17 protein-coding genes and 1 tRNA gene are annotated in these 17,541 nt (G+C 63.9%); 13 read left to right on the top strand and 5 right to left on the bottom strand.

From position 1 onward, the window contains the following. The first annotated feature begins 95 nt into the window (after positions 1 to 95). From NYE40_RS17130 to NYE40_RS17120, 3 genes are all read left to right on the top strand, one after another. Positions 96 to 839 (top strand): class I SAM-dependent methyltransferase, encoded by a 744-nt coding sequence (locus NYE40_RS17130; protein ID WP_028599071.1) that lies wholly within the window; start codon positions 96 to 98, stop codon positions 837 to 839. Then, on the top strand, positions 836 to 1,987 hold the full coding sequence (locus tag NYE40_RS17125; protein ID WP_240479024.1) for an MBL fold metallo-hydrolase: 1,152 nt from the start codon (positions 836 to 838) through the stop codon (positions 1,985 to 1,987). The genes NYE40_RS17130 and NYE40_RS17125 overlap by 4 nt, the downstream gene beginning before the upstream one ends. A 97-nt stretch (positions 1,988 to 2,084) precedes the next feature. Further along, positions 2,085 to 2,441 carry a cupin domain-containing protein gene (locus NYE40_RS17120; RefSeq protein WP_028599069.1) on the top strand — a complete coding sequence of 119 codons (357 nt, stop codon included), beginning with the start codon at positions 2,085 to 2,087 and terminating at the stop codon, positions 2,439 to 2,441. Between the two features lie 233 nt (positions 2,442 to 2,674). Here the strand turns inward: NYE40_RS17120 and NYE40_RS17115 are convergent, their stop codons facing one another. Continuing rightward, on the bottom strand, positions 2,675 to 3,229 hold the full coding sequence (locus tag NYE40_RS17115) for a phosphatidylglycerophosphatase A (protein WP_028599068.1): 555 nt from the start codon (positions 3,227 to 3,229) through the stop codon (positions 2,675 to 2,677). Between the two features lie 138 nt (positions 3,230 to 3,367). Between NYE40_RS17115 and NYE40_RS17110 the strand changes: the two genes are divergently transcribed. The 3 genes from NYE40_RS17110 (at position 3,368) to rdgB (ending at position 6,049) form a co-directional block, all read left to right on the top strand. Continuing rightward, positions 3,368 to 4,453, top strand: coding sequence for a GerMN domain-containing protein (locus NYE40_RS17110; protein WP_028599067.1), 1,086 nt, complete (start codon positions 3,368 to 3,370; stop codon positions 4,451 to 4,453). Between the two features lie 199 nt (positions 4,454 to 4,652). Further along, positions 4,653 to 5,399 carry a ribonuclease PH gene (rph, locus tag NYE40_RS17105; RefSeq protein ID WP_028599066.1) on the top strand — a complete coding sequence of 249 codons (747 nt, stop codon included), beginning with the start codon at positions 4,653 to 4,655 and terminating at the stop codon, positions 5,397 to 5,399. Continuing rightward, positions 5,396 to 6,049: an RdgB/HAM1 family non-canonical purine NTP pyrophosphatase gene (rdgB, locus tag NYE40_RS17100; protein ID WP_028599065.1), complete on the top strand. Its 654-nt coding sequence runs from the start codon at positions 5,396 to 5,398 to the stop codon at positions 6,047 to 6,049. The genes rph and rdgB overlap by 4 nt, the downstream gene beginning before the upstream one ends. A gap of 1,090 nt (positions 6,050 to 7,139) precedes the next feature. Here rdgB and asnB read toward each other — a convergent pair. Continuing rightward, positions 7,140 to 8,984 carry an asparagine synthase (glutamine-hydrolyzing) gene (gene asnB / locus NYE40_RS17095; RefSeq protein ID WP_028597474.1) on the bottom strand — a complete coding sequence of 615 codons (1,845 nt, stop codon included), beginning with the start codon at positions 8,982 to 8,984 and terminating at the stop codon, positions 7,140 to 7,142. A 160-nt stretch (positions 8,985 to 9,144) separates the two neighbouring features. Between asnB and NYE40_RS17090 the strand changes: the two genes are divergently transcribed. After that, positions 9,145 to 9,492: a hypothetical protein gene (locus NYE40_RS17090; protein ID WP_028597475.1), complete on the top strand. Its 348-nt coding sequence runs from the start codon at positions 9,145 to 9,147 to the stop codon at positions 9,490 to 9,492. Beyond that, positions 9,489 to 9,830 (top strand): hypothetical protein, encoded by a 342-nt coding sequence (locus NYE40_RS17085; RefSeq protein WP_028597476.1) that lies wholly within the window; start codon positions 9,489 to 9,491, stop codon positions 9,828 to 9,830. Before NYE40_RS17090 ends, NYE40_RS17085 begins: the two co-directional genes overlap by 4 nt. Before the next feature lie 98 nt (positions 9,831 to 9,928). On the opposite strand, the gene NYE40_RS17080 is transcribed toward NYE40_RS17085, so the two are convergent. Continuing rightward, positions 9,929 to 10,870, bottom strand: coding sequence for a YihY/virulence factor BrkB family protein (locus tag NYE40_RS17080; RefSeq protein WP_228551624.1), 942 nt, complete (start codon positions 10,868 to 10,870; stop codon positions 9,929 to 9,931). 180 nt (positions 10,871 to 11,050) lie between these two features. Here NYE40_RS17080 and NYE40_RS17075 point away from each other — a divergent pair, with 180 nt between their 5' ends. Then, entirely contained in the window at positions 11,051 to 12,007 is a 957-nt protein-coding gene (locus NYE40_RS17075) for a sugar-binding transcriptional regulator (RefSeq protein ID WP_028597477.1), read from the top strand. A 162-nt stretch (positions 12,008 to 12,169) separates the two neighbouring features. Here the strand turns inward: NYE40_RS17075 and NYE40_RS17070 are convergent, their stop codons facing one another. Both NYE40_RS17070 and NYE40_RS17065 read right to left on the bottom strand, forming a co-directional pair. Continuing rightward, the gene (locus NYE40_RS17070; protein WP_028597478.1) at positions 12,170 to 12,598 is read right to left on the bottom strand and encodes an EamA family transporter; all 429 of its coding nucleotides are present in this window, start codon (positions 12,596 to 12,598) and stop codon (positions 12,170 to 12,172) included. Between the two features lie 172 nt (positions 12,599 to 12,770). Next, positions 12,771 to 12,847, bottom strand: a tRNA-Arg gene (locus NYE40_RS17065). Between the two features lie 361 nt (positions 12,848 to 13,208). Here NYE40_RS17065 and NYE40_RS17060 point away from each other — a divergent pair. The 4 genes from NYE40_RS17060 to clpX all read left to right on the top strand — a co-directional run bounded on the left by NYE40_RS17060 (position 13,209) and on the right by clpX (position 17,447). After that, positions 13,209 to 13,940: a hypothetical protein gene (locus NYE40_RS17060; RefSeq protein ID WP_240478926.1), complete on the top strand. Its 732-nt coding sequence runs from the start codon at positions 13,209 to 13,211 to the stop codon at positions 13,938 to 13,940. Between the two features lie 99 nt (positions 13,941 to 14,039). Beyond that, on the top strand, positions 14,040 to 15,341 hold the full coding sequence (tig, locus tag NYE40_RS17055; protein ID WP_028597479.1) for a trigger factor: 1,302 nt from the start codon (positions 14,040 to 14,042) through the stop codon (positions 15,339 to 15,341). Positions 15,342 to 15,572: 231 nt separating this feature from the next. Then, positions 15,573 to 16,169, top strand: a complete 597-nt coding sequence (clpP, locus tag NYE40_RS17050) for an ATP-dependent Clp endopeptidase proteolytic subunit ClpP (RefSeq protein ID WP_028597480.1) — start codon at positions 15,573 to 15,575, stop codon at positions 16,167 to 16,169. A 24-nt stretch (positions 16,170 to 16,193) separates the two neighbouring features. Then, a complete protein-coding gene (gene clpX / locus NYE40_RS17045; RefSeq protein ID WP_101807938.1) occupies positions 16,194 to 17,447 on the top strand; it encodes an ATP-dependent protease ATP-binding subunit ClpX in 1,254 nt (417 codons plus the stop codon). The last annotated feature ends 94 nt before the right edge of the window (positions 17,448 to 17,541 follow it).

Raw genomic sequence — 17,541 nt, 5'->3', positions numbered from 1 at the left:
TGCCAAGCTTTGCCGGATCGGCCGCTGTTGGAGTACAATAACAGGACGATAGAGAGGGGCCTGGAAGCGGGTCCTTGAAGAAGGAGTGGACTGGCTTGTCGGAATGGTTCGTGCGCAGTTTTGGCGAGGATTACAAGATCGCATACCGGCATCGCGACTGGGAGCAGGCGGAGCGGGAGGTTGGACGGCTGGCCGCGCGGCTGGAGCTGAGGCCCGGAGCTCGGATCGCCGATATCGGCTGCGGCATGGGCCGGCATTCGCTGGCGCTCAGCCGGCTCGGCTATGAGGTGAGCGGCCTCGACCTGTCGCAGGCGCTGCTGCGGGAGGCGCGTTCGCAGCCCGGCAGCGAGGCCGTGTCCTGGTTCGAGGGAGACATGCGCCGGATGCCGTTCGAGGACGGACAGTTCGACGCGGCCGTCAATCTGTTCACCTCGTTCGGCTATTTCGAGGAGGACCGGGAGCATCTGCAGGTGCTGCGCGAGATGAGGCGGATTCTCAGGCCCGGAGGGCGGTTCGTCATCGACTTCCTCAATGCCGAGCAGGTGAAGAGCACGCTCGTGCCGGAGTCGAGGCGGGTGGACGAGGAGACCGGCACCGTCATCGTCGAGCGCCGCTGCATCGAGCATGGGCGCGTCGTCAAGAAGATCGAGCTGACGGATGCCGCAGGCGGCGAGCCGCGGCGCTACACGGAAAGCGTGCGCCTGCTCGGCGAGCCGTGGTTCCGCTCGGCGCTGGCGGAAGCGGGTCTCGTGCTCGAGGCGACTGGCGGCGGGTATGACGGCGAGCCCTATGAGCCCGAGCGCTCGAAGCGCCTCGTCCTGTTCGGACGGAGGCCATGACGGAGCGCCGGCAGCACGGCGAAGCGCCGGAAGCCGGAGCCGTCCGGCCGTCGGGAGCGGTGGACGCCTCCGGCCGGCCGCCGGGAGATGCGAGCGACGCCGGCAGGCCGGGCATGGGAGCCGGACGCGATCCGCTTCAGGCGGAGCCGCTTGGCGGGGGCTGGCTGCGGGTACCTGTGCCGCTGCCGTACTCGCTGCGCTTCGTCAACGCCTACCTCGTCCCCGAGCCGGACGGCGGCTGGACGGTCATCGACCCCGGCCTCAATACGGAGGATGCGCGGACGATGTGGCGCGAGCTGCAGCAGCGGGCCGGCATCGCGCGCGGAGACATCCGCCGCGTGCTGCTGACCCACCAGCATCCCGACCATTACGGCCTGTCGGGATGGATGCAGCAGGAGCATGGCTGTCCCGTCTGGATGACGCGGCAGGCGCATCGGTACGCGGTCCGCATGTGGGGAACGGACAGCCGCTTCCCGCGCGAGCTGGAAGCGTGGTTCCGCAGCCACGGCATGCCGGACGAGCTGCTCGCGCTTCTCGGACCGCATCTGGATTCGTTCCGCGAGCGGGTCGAGCCGCAGCCGCAGCCGTCCTATCTCGAGCCGGGAGAGAGCGTCGGGCTCGGGGGCCGCAGCTGGAGGCTGATCGACGCTCCGGGCCATGCTCCCGGCGCGGTATGCCTGTACGAGCCCGGCCGGCGCGAGCTGATCGCGGGCGATCAGGTGCTGGCGCGCATCACGCCCAACATCAGCCTGCTGCCGGGCGACGGCGTCGATCCCGATCCGCTGCGCTCCTATCTGGCGAGCCTGGCTGAGCTGGCGGAGCTGCCGACCGAGCGCGTCTATCCCGGCCACCGCGAGCTGTTCGCGGACGCGGGCAAGCGGGCTCGCGAGATCGCCGAGCATCATGCGCGCCGGCTGGAGCATCTGCTCGGATTGCTTGCGGAGCGGGGGGAGGCCAGCGCGTTCGAGCTGTGCGAGCTGGAGTTCGGCGTCCATCTGCGGCGCAACATCCATAACCTGCGCTTCGCGCTCAGCGAGACGCTGGCCCATCTCGCCTACCTCGAGCGGGACGGGCGGGCGGAGGCTCGCTTCCGCGCGGACGGGGCGATCCGCTATCGCGGGGTGGCTCGCGAGAACGGCATCGGATAGCAGCGGGCAGCAGCAGGCAGGGCGCCGCAAATTGCCGTTTCGGCGGCGGACAGCAGGATCGTGACCGGCAAAAGAAGAAGCGAGAGGAGTCGAGCGGATGAAGATCTACCAGTTGCCGGGCCGGGAGTGGCCGATCGATGCCTTTTCGAGCCAGGGCGTCATGTTCTCCGGCATTACCCGTCATGACGGGCGGATTCAGCTGAGCAGCGTGCGGATCGAGGCGAACGGCATCGTCGGCAGGCATGTCGCGGAGGCGAGCCAGCTGTTCCTGCTGATCGACGGGGAAGGCTGGGTGAGCGGAGCGGACGGCAAGCGGATTTCCGTAAAGGCGGGCCAGGCCGCTTATTGGGAGGCCGGCGAGGAGCATGAGTCCGGCTCCAGGACGGGCATGACCGTCATCGTCGTCGAGGGCGGGCAGCTCGTCGTCGAGATGGAGGAGCTCGCTTCATTCTAGCCTGGCTTGCCGGGCTGGCTCGGCGCCGGCCGGTTCACGAGCAGACGCGTCAAAAAAAGCGTCCTTCCCCGTTCGCACGGGGCGGGACGCTTTTTGGCGATCGGGTCGGTCGGGCCGGCGGACGGCTCCCGCGCCGGTGCTGCTCCCGGCCTAGGGCGTGTTTGCATCCCCCGAATGAAGCAGGGGGCAAAAAGGCGGTGATAGATGCCCTTGAGCAGGTTTGCAAACATGCCCTAGGGCAGAGGCACGTCGTCCTGGCGCTCGCCGCGGGCTTCCTCGCGCTCGGCCTGCTTGCGGTGGGCGATGCGGCTTGCGGCGGCTGCCGCGATCGCGCCGACGATGTCGTCGAGGAACGTATGGATCTGGCCGTCATGCTTGTCGTTGAGACGGACGAGGATGCCGGGCTTCAGCTTGTCGACATAGCCGAAGTTCGTCAGGCCGATGCTTCCATAGACATTGACGATGGACAGGGCAAGAATTTCGTCGCAGCCGTACAGCCCCTCGTCGTTGCGAATCATTTCCTGCAGCGGCGGCAGCAGCCGGCCTTCCTCGGCAAGCAGGTCGAGCTGGATGCCGGTCAGGATCGCATTTTGGACTTCCCGTTTGGAAAGGACCGCCTCGATGTTCTCTTCGCATTCCGCCAGAGACAGGTCCGGATAATAATCCTTCTGCAGGAAGAAGGTCAGCTCGGCGATCTCGGCTTTTGTCACGCCTCGCTTGGCGAGCCATTCGGCTGTCGCCTCGGCGACAGCCTTGCTGTTGAGGGCATAAGCGGCAGGTTTGGACATGCTGGAAACCCCCTTGGACGGTTTTGGGAACAAGCTTGGTCTAAAAGGATGGTACAACCCATACAAATAGTACTACAAACGGGCTAGTACCACCAGGCGGCGCAAACGCGGCCGGTAACCAAGGGAGGATACAGGAACATGGAACAGCAGCGCTACAGATGGATTCGCAAGGCGGCGTTGACGGGAGCTCTGACGCTGCCGGTCATGGTGGCCGGCTGCGGCTGGTTCTCGCCGTCGGACAGCAAGGCCGTCGATCCGCCGCAAGGCGAGACCGGATCGGCCATTACAGGCGCGGACGGCCAGACGTCCGCGGCGGCGACAGGCTCGGCCGAGGTGTCGGCGCAGGGCGAGGCATCCGGCCTGACCGTCTACCTCAAGGACGCCGAGGGCTATCTCGCTCCCGTCACGATTCAGGCCAAGCTGGACAGCAAGCTGACGGCCGAGGCGCAGGCGCTCGAGCTGCTCGTGGACGGTGGCGCTTATTCGAAGCTGCTGCCTGAAGGCTTCAGCGGCGTGCTTCCCCAAGGCACGCAGGTGCTGAACGTTCAGGTCAACGAAAAGACGAAGCTCGCCACGGTCGAGTTCTCCAAGCAGTTCAGCGACTACAACGAGCAGGACGAGCGCACGATGCTCGAGGCGATCACGTATACGCTGACGGGCCTGGACGGCATTCAAGGCGTGGAGCTGTGGGAGGAAGGCGAGCGGCTGCAGGAAATGCCGGTCGGCCAATATCCGCTCGACCGCGCCCTCACCCGCGCGATCGGCATCAATCTGGAGGCCGACAGCGGAGTCGACTACAGCTTGTCCACGCCGGTGACGCTTTATTTCTCCAGCAAGACCGAGCTTGGCGATCCTTACTTCGTGCCGGTCACCCGTCTCGTTCCCCGGACGACCGACAAGCTGACGGCAGCGCTCGACCAGCTCACCGAAGGCCCGCTGGAGGAAAGCCGGCTGCTGCCCGTCTGGCTGCAGGACGTGAGCGTCGACAAGATTACGCAGAACAAGGATACGATCACGCTCGACCTGAAGGACGAGGCGTACAAAAAAGGCGATGTCGCTCCGGCCGAGATGATGCGCGCGGTCGTGCTGTCGCTGACCGACAACGCCGGCGTCGACCAGGTGCAGATCAAGCTGAACGGCGCCTCCGACTTCAAGGATGAGCTCGACACGTCGTACACGGAGCCGGTCAGCCGGCCGGAGCAGCTGAACGCCTTCAAGTCCTAGCCCAACGATTCCGGCAGGAAACCCTTGCCGCAGCGATAGCCCGCTTCCGTCCGGCTCAGGCCGCCCGGAGCGGGCTTTTCCGCGTCCGGCTCATGACGGGATGGGGAAGGCCCGCAGGCGGCGGGATGATTTTCGCGGGCGCGTCTGCTACAATGGGGGCTACTTGCACGGATGCGAATGAAGGAGGAGTTCAGTCAGAATGAGATCGGATGGACGCAAGCCGAGCCAGCTGAGGCCGGTCGCGATCGCGGTCGGCGTGAACAAATATGCGGAGGGCTCGGTGCTGATCGAGGCCGGAGACACGAAGGTGCTGTGCACCGCCTCGGTCGAGGAGCGGGTCCCGCCTTTTATGAAAGGACAGGGCAAGGGCTGGGTGACGGCGGAGTATTCCATGCTGCCGCGCGCGACCCATACGCGCAGCCAGCGCGAGTCGCAGCGGGGCAAGGTGAACGGCCGCACGATGGAGATCCAGCGGCTGATCGGGCGCGCGCTGCGCTCGGTCGTCAACCTGCAGGCGCTCGGCGAGCGGACGATCACGCTCGACTGCGACGTGCTGCAGGCGGACGGAGGGACGCGCACGACGTCGATCACCGGGAGCTTCGTCGCGCTGGCGCTGGCGGTCGCCAAAATCGACGCGCGCTCGCCGTTCGCCGTCTATCCCCTTACGGATTACCTCGCCTCGACGAGCGTCGGCATCATCGGCGGCGAGCCGCGCCTGGACCTGCACTATGAGGAGGATTCCCGCGCCAAGGTGGACATGAATCTCGTCATGACGGGCGCAGGCTCGTTCGTGGAGCTGCAGGGCACCGGCGAGGAGGAGCCGTTCTCGCGCGAGGAGCTGGACCGCCTGCTGTCGCTCGGCGAGCAGGGAATCCGCGAGCTGATCGAGATTCAGCAGATGGCGCTTGGAGCCGCAGGCGCGCGCATCGGGACGGGCCGAGCATGAGCGGGGGCTATATCGTCGTCGCCACCGGCAACGCCGGCAAGGTGAAGGAATTCGCCCATGCCTTCGCCGGGCTCGGCTTGTCCGTGCGCAGCCTGAAGGACTACCCCGAGCTGCCCGAGCCGGTAGAGGACGGCGACACGTTCGCCGCCAACGCCCGCATCAAGGCCGGCACGATCGGCCGCCTGCTCGGCGCGCCGGTGCTCGCCGACGACTCCGGGCTATGCGTCGACGCGCTCGGTGGAGCGCCGGGCGTCTACTCCGCCCGCTACTCCGGGCCGGGCGCGACGGATGCGCGCAACAACGCCAAGCTGCTGCGCGAGCTGGAGGCGGCCGGAGCGGACGCGTCCAGCCGCGCCGCCGCGCCGCCGGACGGCGGCCGGCTGCTCAGCGCAGGCCGCTTCGTCTGCGCGCTGGCGCTGTACGTGCCGGAGCGGGACGGCTACATCGAGAGCGAGGGCGCGATGGAAGGCTTCGTGCTGGACGCTCCGCGCGGCAGCGGGGGCTTCGGCTACGATCCGCTGCTCTGGCTGCCTGAGCTCGGCCGCTCCGCCGCCGAGCTGAGCGTCGAGGAGAAGCAGCGCGTCAGCCATCGCGGCGAGGCGCTGCGCCGCCTGCTCGCCGAGCTGGAGCGCTCAGGCATCCGGCTGTAGCGATGCCGCGCAGCTTCAGCTGCCTGGACGGCGCGGTCCTTGCGGCCGCGCCGCCGCCGCGAGAAGCGTCCCGCCGCAGCGTTGCCGCCGCGAGAGGCGTCCCGCCGCAGCGACGCCGCCGCGAGAGGCGTCCCGCCGCAGCGTCGCCGCGAGGGGCGGTCCCGCCACAGCTCGAACGTTCTGCGCTGGCGGAGCCAGCCGGTTCGCAGGCGGCTCGCCACATCCCTCAAAAAAGGCGTTTCCTTCCTCGGTCCGGCCGAGGGAGGAAACGCCTTTTGGCTTTGCAACTAAGTAGCTCGTCTCGAACGAGTGACCCATTGGCGGAGCTGCGCGGAAAACCCGAGCAGCTCGATTCAAACGTGGGCCCGGACGGCGGAGTTACGCGGAAAACCCGAGCAGCTCGGTTCAGATGTGGGCCCCGACGGCGGAGTTACGCGGAAAACCCGAGTAACTCGGTTCAAACGTGGCCCGAATGGTGGAGTTACGCGGAAAACCCGAGCAGCTCGGTTCAGATGTGGGCCCCGACGGCGGAGCTGCGCGGAAAAACCGAGTAACTCGGTTCAAACGTGGCCCGAACAGGGGAGTTACGCGGAAAAACCGAGCAGCTCGGTTCAAACGTGGCCCGAATGGTGGAGCTGCGCGGAAAACCGATTAACTCGGGCAAGCGGGTGCCGAACCGTCGGGAGCTGTGCGGAAAAAAACTGTTGGGAGGCGGTCGGAGGGGAGCGAGGTTGGTTCCGCAAGTCAAAGGAATCGACTTGGTTGGGTGTGAGGAGGTTCTTCCGGACAAGCTGCGCAAAAAAGAGCAGCTGACCAATCGGGGAACGATCGGTCAGCCGCGAAATCGAGTTGCAGATGGCGAGCGAAGCGGCAGGGATGAGAAACCGGGGGAGCGAAGTGGACGGGGGCTCGTGGAGAAGCGGCAGCGGTTCCCTTGGAGGCCGGATTCCTTCCGTTTCGGAAGAATAGAATCAAAGGAATCTGGGCTCCAGGGAGATCGGAACGAGTCCCCGTCCGCGAAGCGTCTTCCGGTCTCGGTTCCCGCTCCGCGAAGCGTTTTCCGGTTACGGATTCGGTCTCGGACTGCCGGTCAGACGACCCGCACGCCGTACTGCGTCAGCCAGCGGTTGACCTGGTACAAGTAGGCGAACAGCTGCGGTCCGCTCATCAGCTGGCCGAACCACGGGATATTGGAGCTGGCGGCGTCGGACTCGGCGATCTCGCGCACCTTCTTGGCGTTGATGAGCGGCAGGATCGGCGAGGACGGATCGTCCAGCACCTCCATCAGCTTGGAGCGGACGGCGTTCAAATAGTTCGGGTTATGCGTCTTCGGATACGGGCTCTTCTTGCGGAACAGCACGTCGTCCGGCAGCGCGCCGCGCAGCGACTGGCGCAGGATGCCCTTCTCGCGATCCCCTGCGGTCTTGATCGCCCACGGGATGTTGAAGACGTACTCGATCAGCCGATGATCGCAGAAAGGCACCCGCACCTCGAGCCCGGCCGCCATGCTCATCCGGTCCTTGCGGTCAAGCAGCGTCGGCATGAAGCGCGTGATGTTGAGATAGCTCATCGTGCGCATCTTGCGCTGCAGCTCGTTCTCTCCGCTCAGATGCGGCACGGCGGCGACGGCCTCGCTGTAGCGGTCGCCGATGTACTCGAGCGGCCGCGTCCATTCCTGCATCTCCGGCGACAGCAGCTCCGCCCGCATCGGCGAGGCGAGCGCCCACGGGAACGTGCCGGCGTTGAGCGACTCCTCGCGATGGAACCAAGGATAGCCGCCGAAAACCTCGTCGGCCGCCTCGCCCGAGATCGCGACGGTGACGCCCTTCTTGATCTCCCGGCAAAACAGCAGCAGCGAGGCGTCGACATCGGCCATGCCCGGCAGGTCGCGCGCCGTCAGCGCGTCGTCGAGCGCGGCCACGAGCTCGGGCGTATCGAACTTGATGTCGTGATGCGCCGTGCCGAGACGGCTCACCATCTTTTCGATCCACGGCGCGTCCGCGTTCGGCTGGAACGCATGCGACTTGAAAAACTTGTCGTTGTCGACATAGTCGACCGAGAACGTATCGAGCGAGCCGGCTCCGCTGCGGCCGTAGAAGTCGACCGCCAGCGCGGTCAGGGCGCTGGAATCGAGGCCGCCGGAGAGCAGCGTGCCGACCGGCACGTCGGAGGCGAGCTGGCGCTCGACCGTGTCGCGCAGCAGCTCGCCGACATGGGCGGCCGTCTCCTCGACGCCGTGCTCATGCTCCCGGCTGCGCAGCTCCCAGTACGTGTGCACGCGCGCGCCGCCGCGGTCGACGGTCATGCATTTGCCGGGCAGCAGCTCGGTCAGGTCCTTGTACACGCCGACGCCGGGCGTACGGGCCGGGCCGACGATGAACAGCTCGGCGATGCCCTGGGCGCCGACATCGGACGAGACGGCGGGATGGGCGAGCAGCGCCTTCGGCTCCGAGCCGAAGACGAACTGTCCGCCCGCATGGCTGACGAACAGCGGCTTCACGCCGACGCGGTCGCGCGCGAGAAACAGCTTCTGCTCCTGATCGTCCCAGATGGCGAAGGCAAAGATGCCGTTGAATTTCTCGACGGCAGCCGGTCCCCATTCCATATAAGCGGTGAGCAGCACTTCCGTATCGCAGGTCGTCGTGAAGCGGCGTCCGCGGCCCTCCAGCTCGCGCTTCAGCTCCGGCGCGTTGTACAGCTCGCCGTTGTAGACGATGACGAATTTCTGGCCGTCCTGGCTGCGGATCATCGGCTGAGCGCCGTTTTCCGGGTCCATGACCGACAGCCTGCGGTGTCCGAGGGCGCAGGAGCCCGAGATCCAGGTGCCGGAAGCGTCCGGTCCCCGCAGTGCAAGGGTAGCGGTCATCCGTTCCAAATCCTCGCTATGCAAGGTCAGGTCGCGCGTCCAATCGATCCATCCGGTGAATCCGCACATGGGGTTCATTCCTCTCTTGTTCGTAAGCTTGCGGCGTAAAGCGACATACGACCATGAATATGCGGAATCGGGGCATAACATGTCTGTCCGCCGGGAGAAACTACGGGGGAAATGACGGATCCGGGCGGATCCTCGAACCCGAAAGGAGAGGGCGGACGAGATGGCAGACTATGGCACGGAAGGCAAGCGGAAGCATTATTACGTGGCGGTTGGAGCGGGACAGGTGCTGGAGGACAAGGAGGCGGCGGCCTATGAGCTGGAAATCGTCGCGACCGAGGAGGAGAAGGACGGACTGAAGGCGCTGTTCGCGGAGATGTCCAGCATGGACGAAGCGACGATGGTGCATTTCCACAGCCATCCGTTCGGATCGGCCAGCGTCGAAGAGATGAACCAGGGCTACGAGGGCATCCTCAAGCAGATCTATACGCTCGTCTACCGTCTCGGGACGGAGGAGACGCGACGCCATGTGGCGTCGCTGGACCTGGACATCGGAGGGCTGCCAGGATGAACGTGCTGGAGGCTCATGTCGCCCGATCGCTCGAAAAGGACGGGACGCCCTGCGCAGAGGTGCAGGTGCGCACTGACGATCCGCAATGCGAGCAAGTGCTGGCTTATTTCAGCCTGTCGGCAGATCAGGACTATGACCTCGTCTCGATCGTCCGCGACGATGCCGACCTGCTGACCGACTGGTTCGACAACAGCATGCACACGGCTTACGAGGACATCACGATGCAGTGGTTCGAGAACGAGTCGCTCAAGACCGACTGGGGACGGCGCGAGACGTTCAAGCAGCAGGTGCTGGCGAGCGGACAGGTGCGGGAGGACTTGAGGGAGCTGCTCGGTTGACGCCGAACGACAATGGGTTACGCGCAAAGGCCCGCCGGACATGGGTGCATGACCGGCGGGCCTTTGCGTATGCGGATGGGTAAGGCGGGGCGCTGCTTCTACAACGGAATGCGCTTGTCCGGACCCGGCGCTCTACCGGACGGGACGCCCTTCTTGCGGAACAGGCGCAGCCCGAACGACTTGGCGGGCCGCTTCTTTTCGACGCCCGCGCTGCCGAAGCTCAGCGCCGCGTTGATTTCTCCGCCGAGCACGATGATGATCGAGCTCAGGTACAGCCAGATCAGCAGGACGATGACGCCGCCGAGGCTGCCGTACGTCTTGGTATAATTGCCGAACTGGCTGACGTAGTAAGAGAAGGCGATCGAGGTGACGACCCAGCCGAGCGAGGCGAAGCAGGCTCCCGGAAGCGCCTCGCGGAACGTCAGCCGGCGGTTCGGCGTGAACCAGTACAGCAGCGTGAAGACGAGCGCCATCGCCGCGATAGGCAGCACGTAGCGGACGATCGTCCAGAGCGCTTCGAAGCCGGCCGGATAGTCGAGCCACTGGAACAGGAACTCGCCGACTCCGCGGCCGAAGACGAGCAGGACGACGACGAGGATGACGACGGCGGCGAGCACGATCGTCGCCAGCAGCGAGAGGCCGCGCACCTTCCAGAACGGGCGGTCCTCCTCTTCGTCGTAAGCCTTGTTGAGCCCTTTGATGATGGCGTTGACTCCGTTGGAGGCGGCCCAGATCGTGCCGATCATGCCGACGGACAGCAGCGCGCCGCTGCCTCCCGTGGACACCTCGCCGAGAATGGTGCGCACCGTCTCGCCGCCCTCGGCGGGCATCATCGCGATCATGTCGGCGATCAGCTCGTCGCCGTTCAGGTTGAGGAAACCGAGCAGGCTGACGAGGAAGATCAGGAACGGAAAGAAGGACAGCAGCAAATAGTAGGTCAATTGGGCGCCGAGCGCCGGCACCTCGTCGTCCTGGAAGCGGGCGTACAGGTTTTTGCCGAGCTCGACGGCTCTCGTCATGAAGGGGGCTTTGGCAGCCATGGCGATTCCTCCGTTTCCATTCGCTTTCTTTGTTCCTCCATTACCCTGGCGCGCAGCCCCGAAAACGAGGGCGGCGGCAGGAAGGCGGCTTGTTCGTTTCTTTTATTGCTTTTATCCACTAAAGGATTCTATAATCGAAGGATCAAGCATCGGCTGCGCGCGGACTCGAGGTGGAAAGACATGTCAGAAAAGCTGGAAAAAATCGTGGAAGCGGCCAGGCTTTATTATCAAATGGACTTCAGCCAGCAGGACATCGCCAAAAAGCTCGGCGTATCCAGGCCGACGGTGTCCCGCTTCCTGCAGCAGGCCAAGGCGGACGGCATCGTGCAGATCACGATCCATGATCCGCTGGAGAACAACGATCTCGTCTGCCGCCAACTGGAGAAGCGGTTTGGACTGAATCGGGCGATCGTCGTGAGCACGCCTTCCCACGAGGACGCCGTCGTCAAGAAATACATCGGCGAGGCGGCTGCGGCACATCTGTACGAGACGGTGGCCGAGGGCGATACGATCGCGGTGACCTGGGGCTCGACGCTGTACGAGGTCGCCCAGCGGCTGCCGCTCAAAAGCGTGCGCGACGTGAAGGTCGTGCAGCTGAACGGCGGGCTGAGCTATTCCGAGACGAATACGTTCGCGTCGGAGATCGTGCATCTGTTCGCGGGAGCGTTCAATACGTCTCCGCATCTGCTGCCGCTGCCGGCGATCGTCGATCAGCCGCTCGTCAAGCGGGCGATCGAGGCGGACCGGCACATCGCCAAAATTTTGGAGATGGGACGGCAGGCGAACATCGCCGTATTCACCGTCGGCGTGCCGACGGCCGACTCGCTGCTTGTCCGCGCCAATTACCTCAGCGCGGAAGAGCTCGACATCGTGCATCAGGCGGGCAAGGGCGACATCTGCTCCCGCTTCATCGACATCGACGGCAACATCTGCCTGAGCGAGCTCGACGACCGTACGATCGGCATCCGGCTCGAGGAGCTTCGGCGCAAGGAGCATTCCGTGCTCGTCGCCGGCGGCATCGACAAGGCCGATGCGGTATTCGCCGCCGTCAAGGGCGGGTATCCGAACACGATCGTGACGGACGCGTTCACGGCGCGCCATCTGCTCGAGCGGGATCAGGCGCGGGTGACGGCCTGAGGCGTACCGGCCTCACGGCGCGCCTGTCGCCGAGGCCGGCGTCGCGATTGCTGCCCGGCCCACTTGCGGGCATGGCGCCTGACGTCCGAGCGCCAAAAAGGGTCCCTTGGCTCATGAGCCGAGGGACCCTTTTTGGGGTTGGAACGGAGGAACGGGAGGGCGTCACTTGAGCGAGGTCAGAATGACTCCGGCCGTGATCATCAGCACGCCGACTCCGTTCCAGACGGTGATCTTCTCTCCGAGGAACAGCAGCGCGAGCACGATGGCGAACACGACGCTCAGCTTGTCCACCGGGCCGACTTGAGAGACGGTGCCGGCCTTGAGCGCCAGGAAGTAGAACAGCCACGACAGCGCCCCAGCCGCTCCGCTCATGGCGACGAACGCGAGCGCCTTGCGCTGGGCGAAAATCTCGCCGACCTGGCCGAACTTGCCCTGGGCGGCCACGACGCCGAGCAGGAACAGCGCCATGATGACGGCACGCAAGGCGGTCGCGGAGTTGGCGTCGAGATCCTTCAGGCCGATCTTGCCGAAAATCGAGACGAGCGCCGCGAACACGGCGGACAGCAGGGCGTACGGAAGCCAAAGCATGATGGAATCCTCCCGAAGGCGGCCAGGCCGCCGGTGATAGGCTTGCCCGGACAGCCTCCTTTGCGGCAGGACTCGGGACAAGCGGCTGCTAGCCATAGCATGCCGCGCGGGACGGGCGGTATGCGGCCGATGCAGCAAAAAGCCCCTCCGAAAGAGGGGCGTGCATGCGGAATGATGGCGTCCCGGAAGGGATTCGAACCCCCGACCGTGCGCTTAGAAGGCGCATGCTCTATCCGACTGAGCTACCGGGACAAACGGCTCGCTTGCGGTCCCGAAAGGACAGGTCCAAAAAAGCGATACTTGTAGATCATACAGGAAGATCATGCATATTGCAAGGATCGCGCCGTTTTTCCTTCTTTGCCGGCTCATGTTATAATGTAGCCAAACTTTGGTGAATAAAGGTCGTCACAGAAGATGAGGCGGTGATCCCATTACGACGATAGACGATTCAACCCGCGGCGAAAAAGACAACCTTTATCTATTCCCGAGCTCGCTCGATCATTATCAGGAACAGCTCACCCGCCTGCTTGAGTCGGAGCACTATGCGGAAGCCAAGCGGCTGCTGCAGTTCCTCCTCCAGTGCCGGGGAGAGGAGCCCCGCCATTATGAGGAATTGAGCAATCTGCTCGCATGGCTGGAGATGGCGTTCCCCGGCGGAGCCGAGGAGGAGGACGGCGAGCCGAGCGAGGACGACTTGCGGCGGACGGCGCTCAGCCCGGCCGAGCAGGACGAGTCCTACGTGCAGCAGGTGCTGTACATCATGAAGAACCATCCGATGCTCGACCAGCAGCTGCTGGCGCTGGAGCGGGCCGCCCATCTGCGCAGCTCCGAGGTGGACGAGACGATCCGCACGTGGCTGGAGCAGGAGACGCTGCATCCGATGGTGCAGTTCAAGGCTCTCCAATGCCTCCGCCGCAGAGGAGATGCGGGCGTCGTCCGGCTGGAGCGGCTCGGCGAGACGGCGGAGCTCGAGATCGAGCGCACGCCGCTCGATCTCGACGACTATCCCGAGCCGGTGCGGCTGATCCTCGAGCGGGTCGAGGGCGTGACCGAGACGATGGACCCGACGCTGCCGCATTTCGCCCGCGAGCTATGGAAGGAATGCCTGCAATATTTGTACGGCAGCTCCGCCTACGCCCGCATGCTGAGCGAGGAGGAGGCGGTCGTCGACAGCTACGCGGCGGCGCTGCATCTGACGCTGCTCCTGGCCGTGTACGGCACGGCCGAAGAAGAAAAGATCCGGCATACATACGGCATCACCGACGAGCTGCGATTCCGCTACGAGCAGGCTTGCCGCGCGATGCGGCAGATCACCGACTTGCAGGAAGGTTATGGCGATGGCTAGCCTGTCTTGTAATCGGACGCCCAGTTGATTATAATGGAATGGTTTATTACAACGCAGATAATTGGGGCTAGCGCCTATTTTTTGGAGGGGACAGCATAAATGACAGCAACTTGGGAGAAAATAGAAACGAACGTCGTCGCAATCGACGTGGAAGTAGGCGCGGAGCAAGTGAAGGAAGCGCTCGATCAAGCGTTCAAGAAAGTGGTTGGACGCGTCAACGTGCCGGGCTTCCGCAAAGGCAAAGTGCCTCGCTCCATCTTTGAATCCCGCTTCGGCGTAGAAAGCCTGTACCAGGACGCGATCGACATCCTGTTGCCGACCGCTTATTCGGAAGCGCTGAAAGATACCGGCATCGAGCCGGTCGACCGTCCGGAGATCGACGTCGAGCAGTTCGGCAAGGGCCAGCCGTTCAAGTTCAAGGCGAAAGTCACCGTCAAGCCGGAAGTGAAGCTCGGCGAGTACAAAGGCATCGAAGTGCCTGCCGCGAGCAGCGACGTGACGGACGAGGAGCTGAGCGCCGAGCTGGAGCGTCTGCAGCAGCGCCATGCGGAGCTGGTCGTCGTGGAAGAGGGCGCGGCTGAGAATGGCGACACCGTCGTCATCGACTTCGAAGGCTTCGTCGACGGCGAGGCGTTCGAGGGCGGCCAGGCCGAGCGCTACTCCCTGGAGCTGGGCTCCAATTCCTTCATCCCGGGCTTCGAGGAGCAAGTCGTCGGCCTGGCGACAGGCGACTTCAAGGACGTGGAAGTGACGTTCCCGGAGGAGTACCATGCCGAGAACCTGGCCGGCAAGGCCGCCGTCTTCAAGGTCAAGCTGCATGAGATCAAGCGCAAGAACCTGCCCGCTCTGGACGACGAGTTCGCCAAGGACGTGAGCGAGTTCGACACGCTGGACGAGTTCAAGCAGGATCTCTCCAAGAAGCTGCAGGAGCGCAAGGAAAAAGAAAACGAGCAAGCGCGCGAGACGGCTCTCGTCGACAAAATCGCGGCAGCGGCCGAAGTGGAGATCCCGGAAGCGATGATCAACACGGAAGTGGACTACCTGCTGCGCGACTTCGAGAACCGCATCAAGCAGCAAGGCCTGAACATGGAGCTGTACTACCAGTTCTCCGGCCAGGACGAAGCGGCTCTACGCGGACAAATGCGCTCCGACGCCGAGAAGCGCGTGCTGAACAACCTCGTGCTTGACGCCATCGCCAAGCAGGAGTCGATCGAGATCTCCGAGGAAGAAGTCGGCGAGGAGCTCGAGAACCTGTCCAAAATGTACAGCCGTCCGGCGGCCGAGCTGCGCGAAATCTTCGAGCGCAACGGCAACCTCGACAACATGAAGGAAGATCTGAAGCTTCGCAAGACGATCAAGTTCCTTCTCGACAACAGCAAAATCGCGAGCGAAGTCGCCTAAGGCGGCTTCCGCTCCACTCCGCAAGGCACGTCGCTCGCACGTGCCTTCTTTTTACCCGCTGAACCCACATAAGCATCGCCCCTGCCTCGCGCAGGAATGGGGACTCCGTCCCTTACATAAGATTGGAACACGGCAGGCAGGCCAGGAGATCCGGCAAAAATGACATGGAAGCTCCAAACATGCTAGAATGAAAGTGGTTCTGAACTCCAAAGCGGAAAGTAGGTTGGTCGCATGAATCTGGTACCGATTGTAGTAGAGCAGACGAATCGCGGGGAGCGTTCTTACGATATCTATTCGCGTCTTTTGAAGGATCGCATCATCTTCCTCGGAAGCGCAATCGACGATGACGTTGCCAATTCGATCATCGCCCAGCTGCTCTTCCTCGCGGCTGACGACCCGGAGAAGGATATTCACCTGTATATCAACTCTCCCGGCGGTTCGGTGACCGCGGGCATGGGTATTTATGATACGATGCAATTCATCAAGCCGGACGTATCCACGATCTGCGTCGGCATGGCCGCGAGCATGGGCTCGCTGCTGCTGACGGCAGGCGCCAAGGGCAAGCGCTTCGCGCTTCCGAACAGCGAGGTCATGATCCATCAGCCTCTCGGCGGCGTGCGCGGCCAGGCGTCCGACATCAAGATCCATGCCGACTGGATCCTCAAGACCAAGCAGAAGCTCAACCAGATCTATGTCGATCGTACGGGCCAGCCCTACGAGAAGATCGAGCGAGACACCGACCGCGACAACTTCCTCAGCGCGGACGACGCGCTTGCCTACGGGCTCATCGACAAGGTCATTGCCGTCCCGGAAGCGGGCCTTTTGTAACATCTTCCTTTAAGGGGTGATCGAGTGTTTAAATTCAACGAAGAAAAGGGCCAGCTGAAATGCTCTTTTTGCGGCAAATCCCAGGACCAGGTCCGCAAGCTGGTAGCCGGTCCCGGCGTCTATATATGCGATGAATGCATCGAGCTCTGCACGGAAATCGTGGAGGAGGAGCTTGGGCACGAGGAAGAGCTGGATCTGAAGGATATTCCGAAACCGAAGGATATCCGCGCGATCCTCGATTCCTACGTCATCGGGCAGGAAGCCGCCAAAAAATCGCTGTCCGTCGCCGTCTACAACCATTACAAGCGGATCAACTCCCAGAGCAAGCTCGAGGACGTCGAGCTGCAGAAGAGCAACATCATGCTGGTCGGCCCGACGGGCTCCGGCAAGACGCTGCTCGCGCAGACGATGGCCAAGATCCTCAACGTTCCGTTCGCGATCGCGGACGCGACCTCCCTCACGGAGGCCGGCTATGTCGGCGAGGACGTCGAGAACATCCTGCTCAAGCTGATCCAGGCGGCCGACTACGACGTGGAAAAGGCCGAGCGCGGCATCATCTACATCGACGAGATCGACAAGGTCGCCCGCAAATCCGAGAATCCGTCCATTACCCGCGACGTGTCGGGCGAAGGCGTGCAGCAGGCGCTGCTCAAAATTCTCGAGGGCACGGTCGCTTCGGTGCCTCCGCAAGGCGGCCGCAAGCATCCGCATCAGGAGTTCATCCAGATCGACACGACGAACATCCTGTTCATCTGCGGCGGAGCCTTTGACGGCCTCGAGCAGATCATCAAGCGCCGCATCGGCAAAAAGGTCATCGGCTTCAACACGGGCGACGGCACGAAGGACATGAAGGCGGGCGAATACCTGTCCCTCGTCCTGCCGGAGGATCTGCTCAAGTTCGGCTTGATCCCCGAGTTCGTCGGCCGCCTGCCGGTCATCTCGACGCTGGAGCCGCTCGATGAGGCGGCGCTCGTGCGCATCCTCGCCGAGCCGAAAAACGCGCTCGTCAAGCAGTACCAGAAGCTGCTCGAGATGGACAACGTCAAGCTCGAGTTCGAAGCCGGAGCGCTGGACGCGATCGCCAAGGAAGCGATCAAGCGCAATACCGGCGCCCGCGGCCTGCGCGCCATCATCGAAGGCATCATGCTGGAGATCATGTACGAGGCGCCGTCCCGCGAGGAGCTCAGCACCTGCGTCATTACGGAAAAGGTCGTCCAGGACCGGGTCGTTCCGGAGCTGACGGCCAAGAAAGGCAAGAAAAAAGAAGAAAGCGCCTGACCTTGTCGCGGCTCCGGCCGCGCGGATGGCGGCTGCTCTTTTCAACCCGCCATCGTTCCACCCGATTCCGGATCGCCGTCCGGGATCCGGTGGA

The sequence above is a fragment of the Paenibacillus sp. FSL W8-1187 genome (genome assembly GCF_037965485.1).
Taxonomy (GTDB): domain Bacteria; phylum Bacillota; class Bacilli; order Paenibacillales; family Paenibacillaceae; genus Paenibacillus_O; species Paenibacillus_O pasadenensis.
This window is presented reverse-complemented; position numbering and strand designations above follow the sequence as displayed.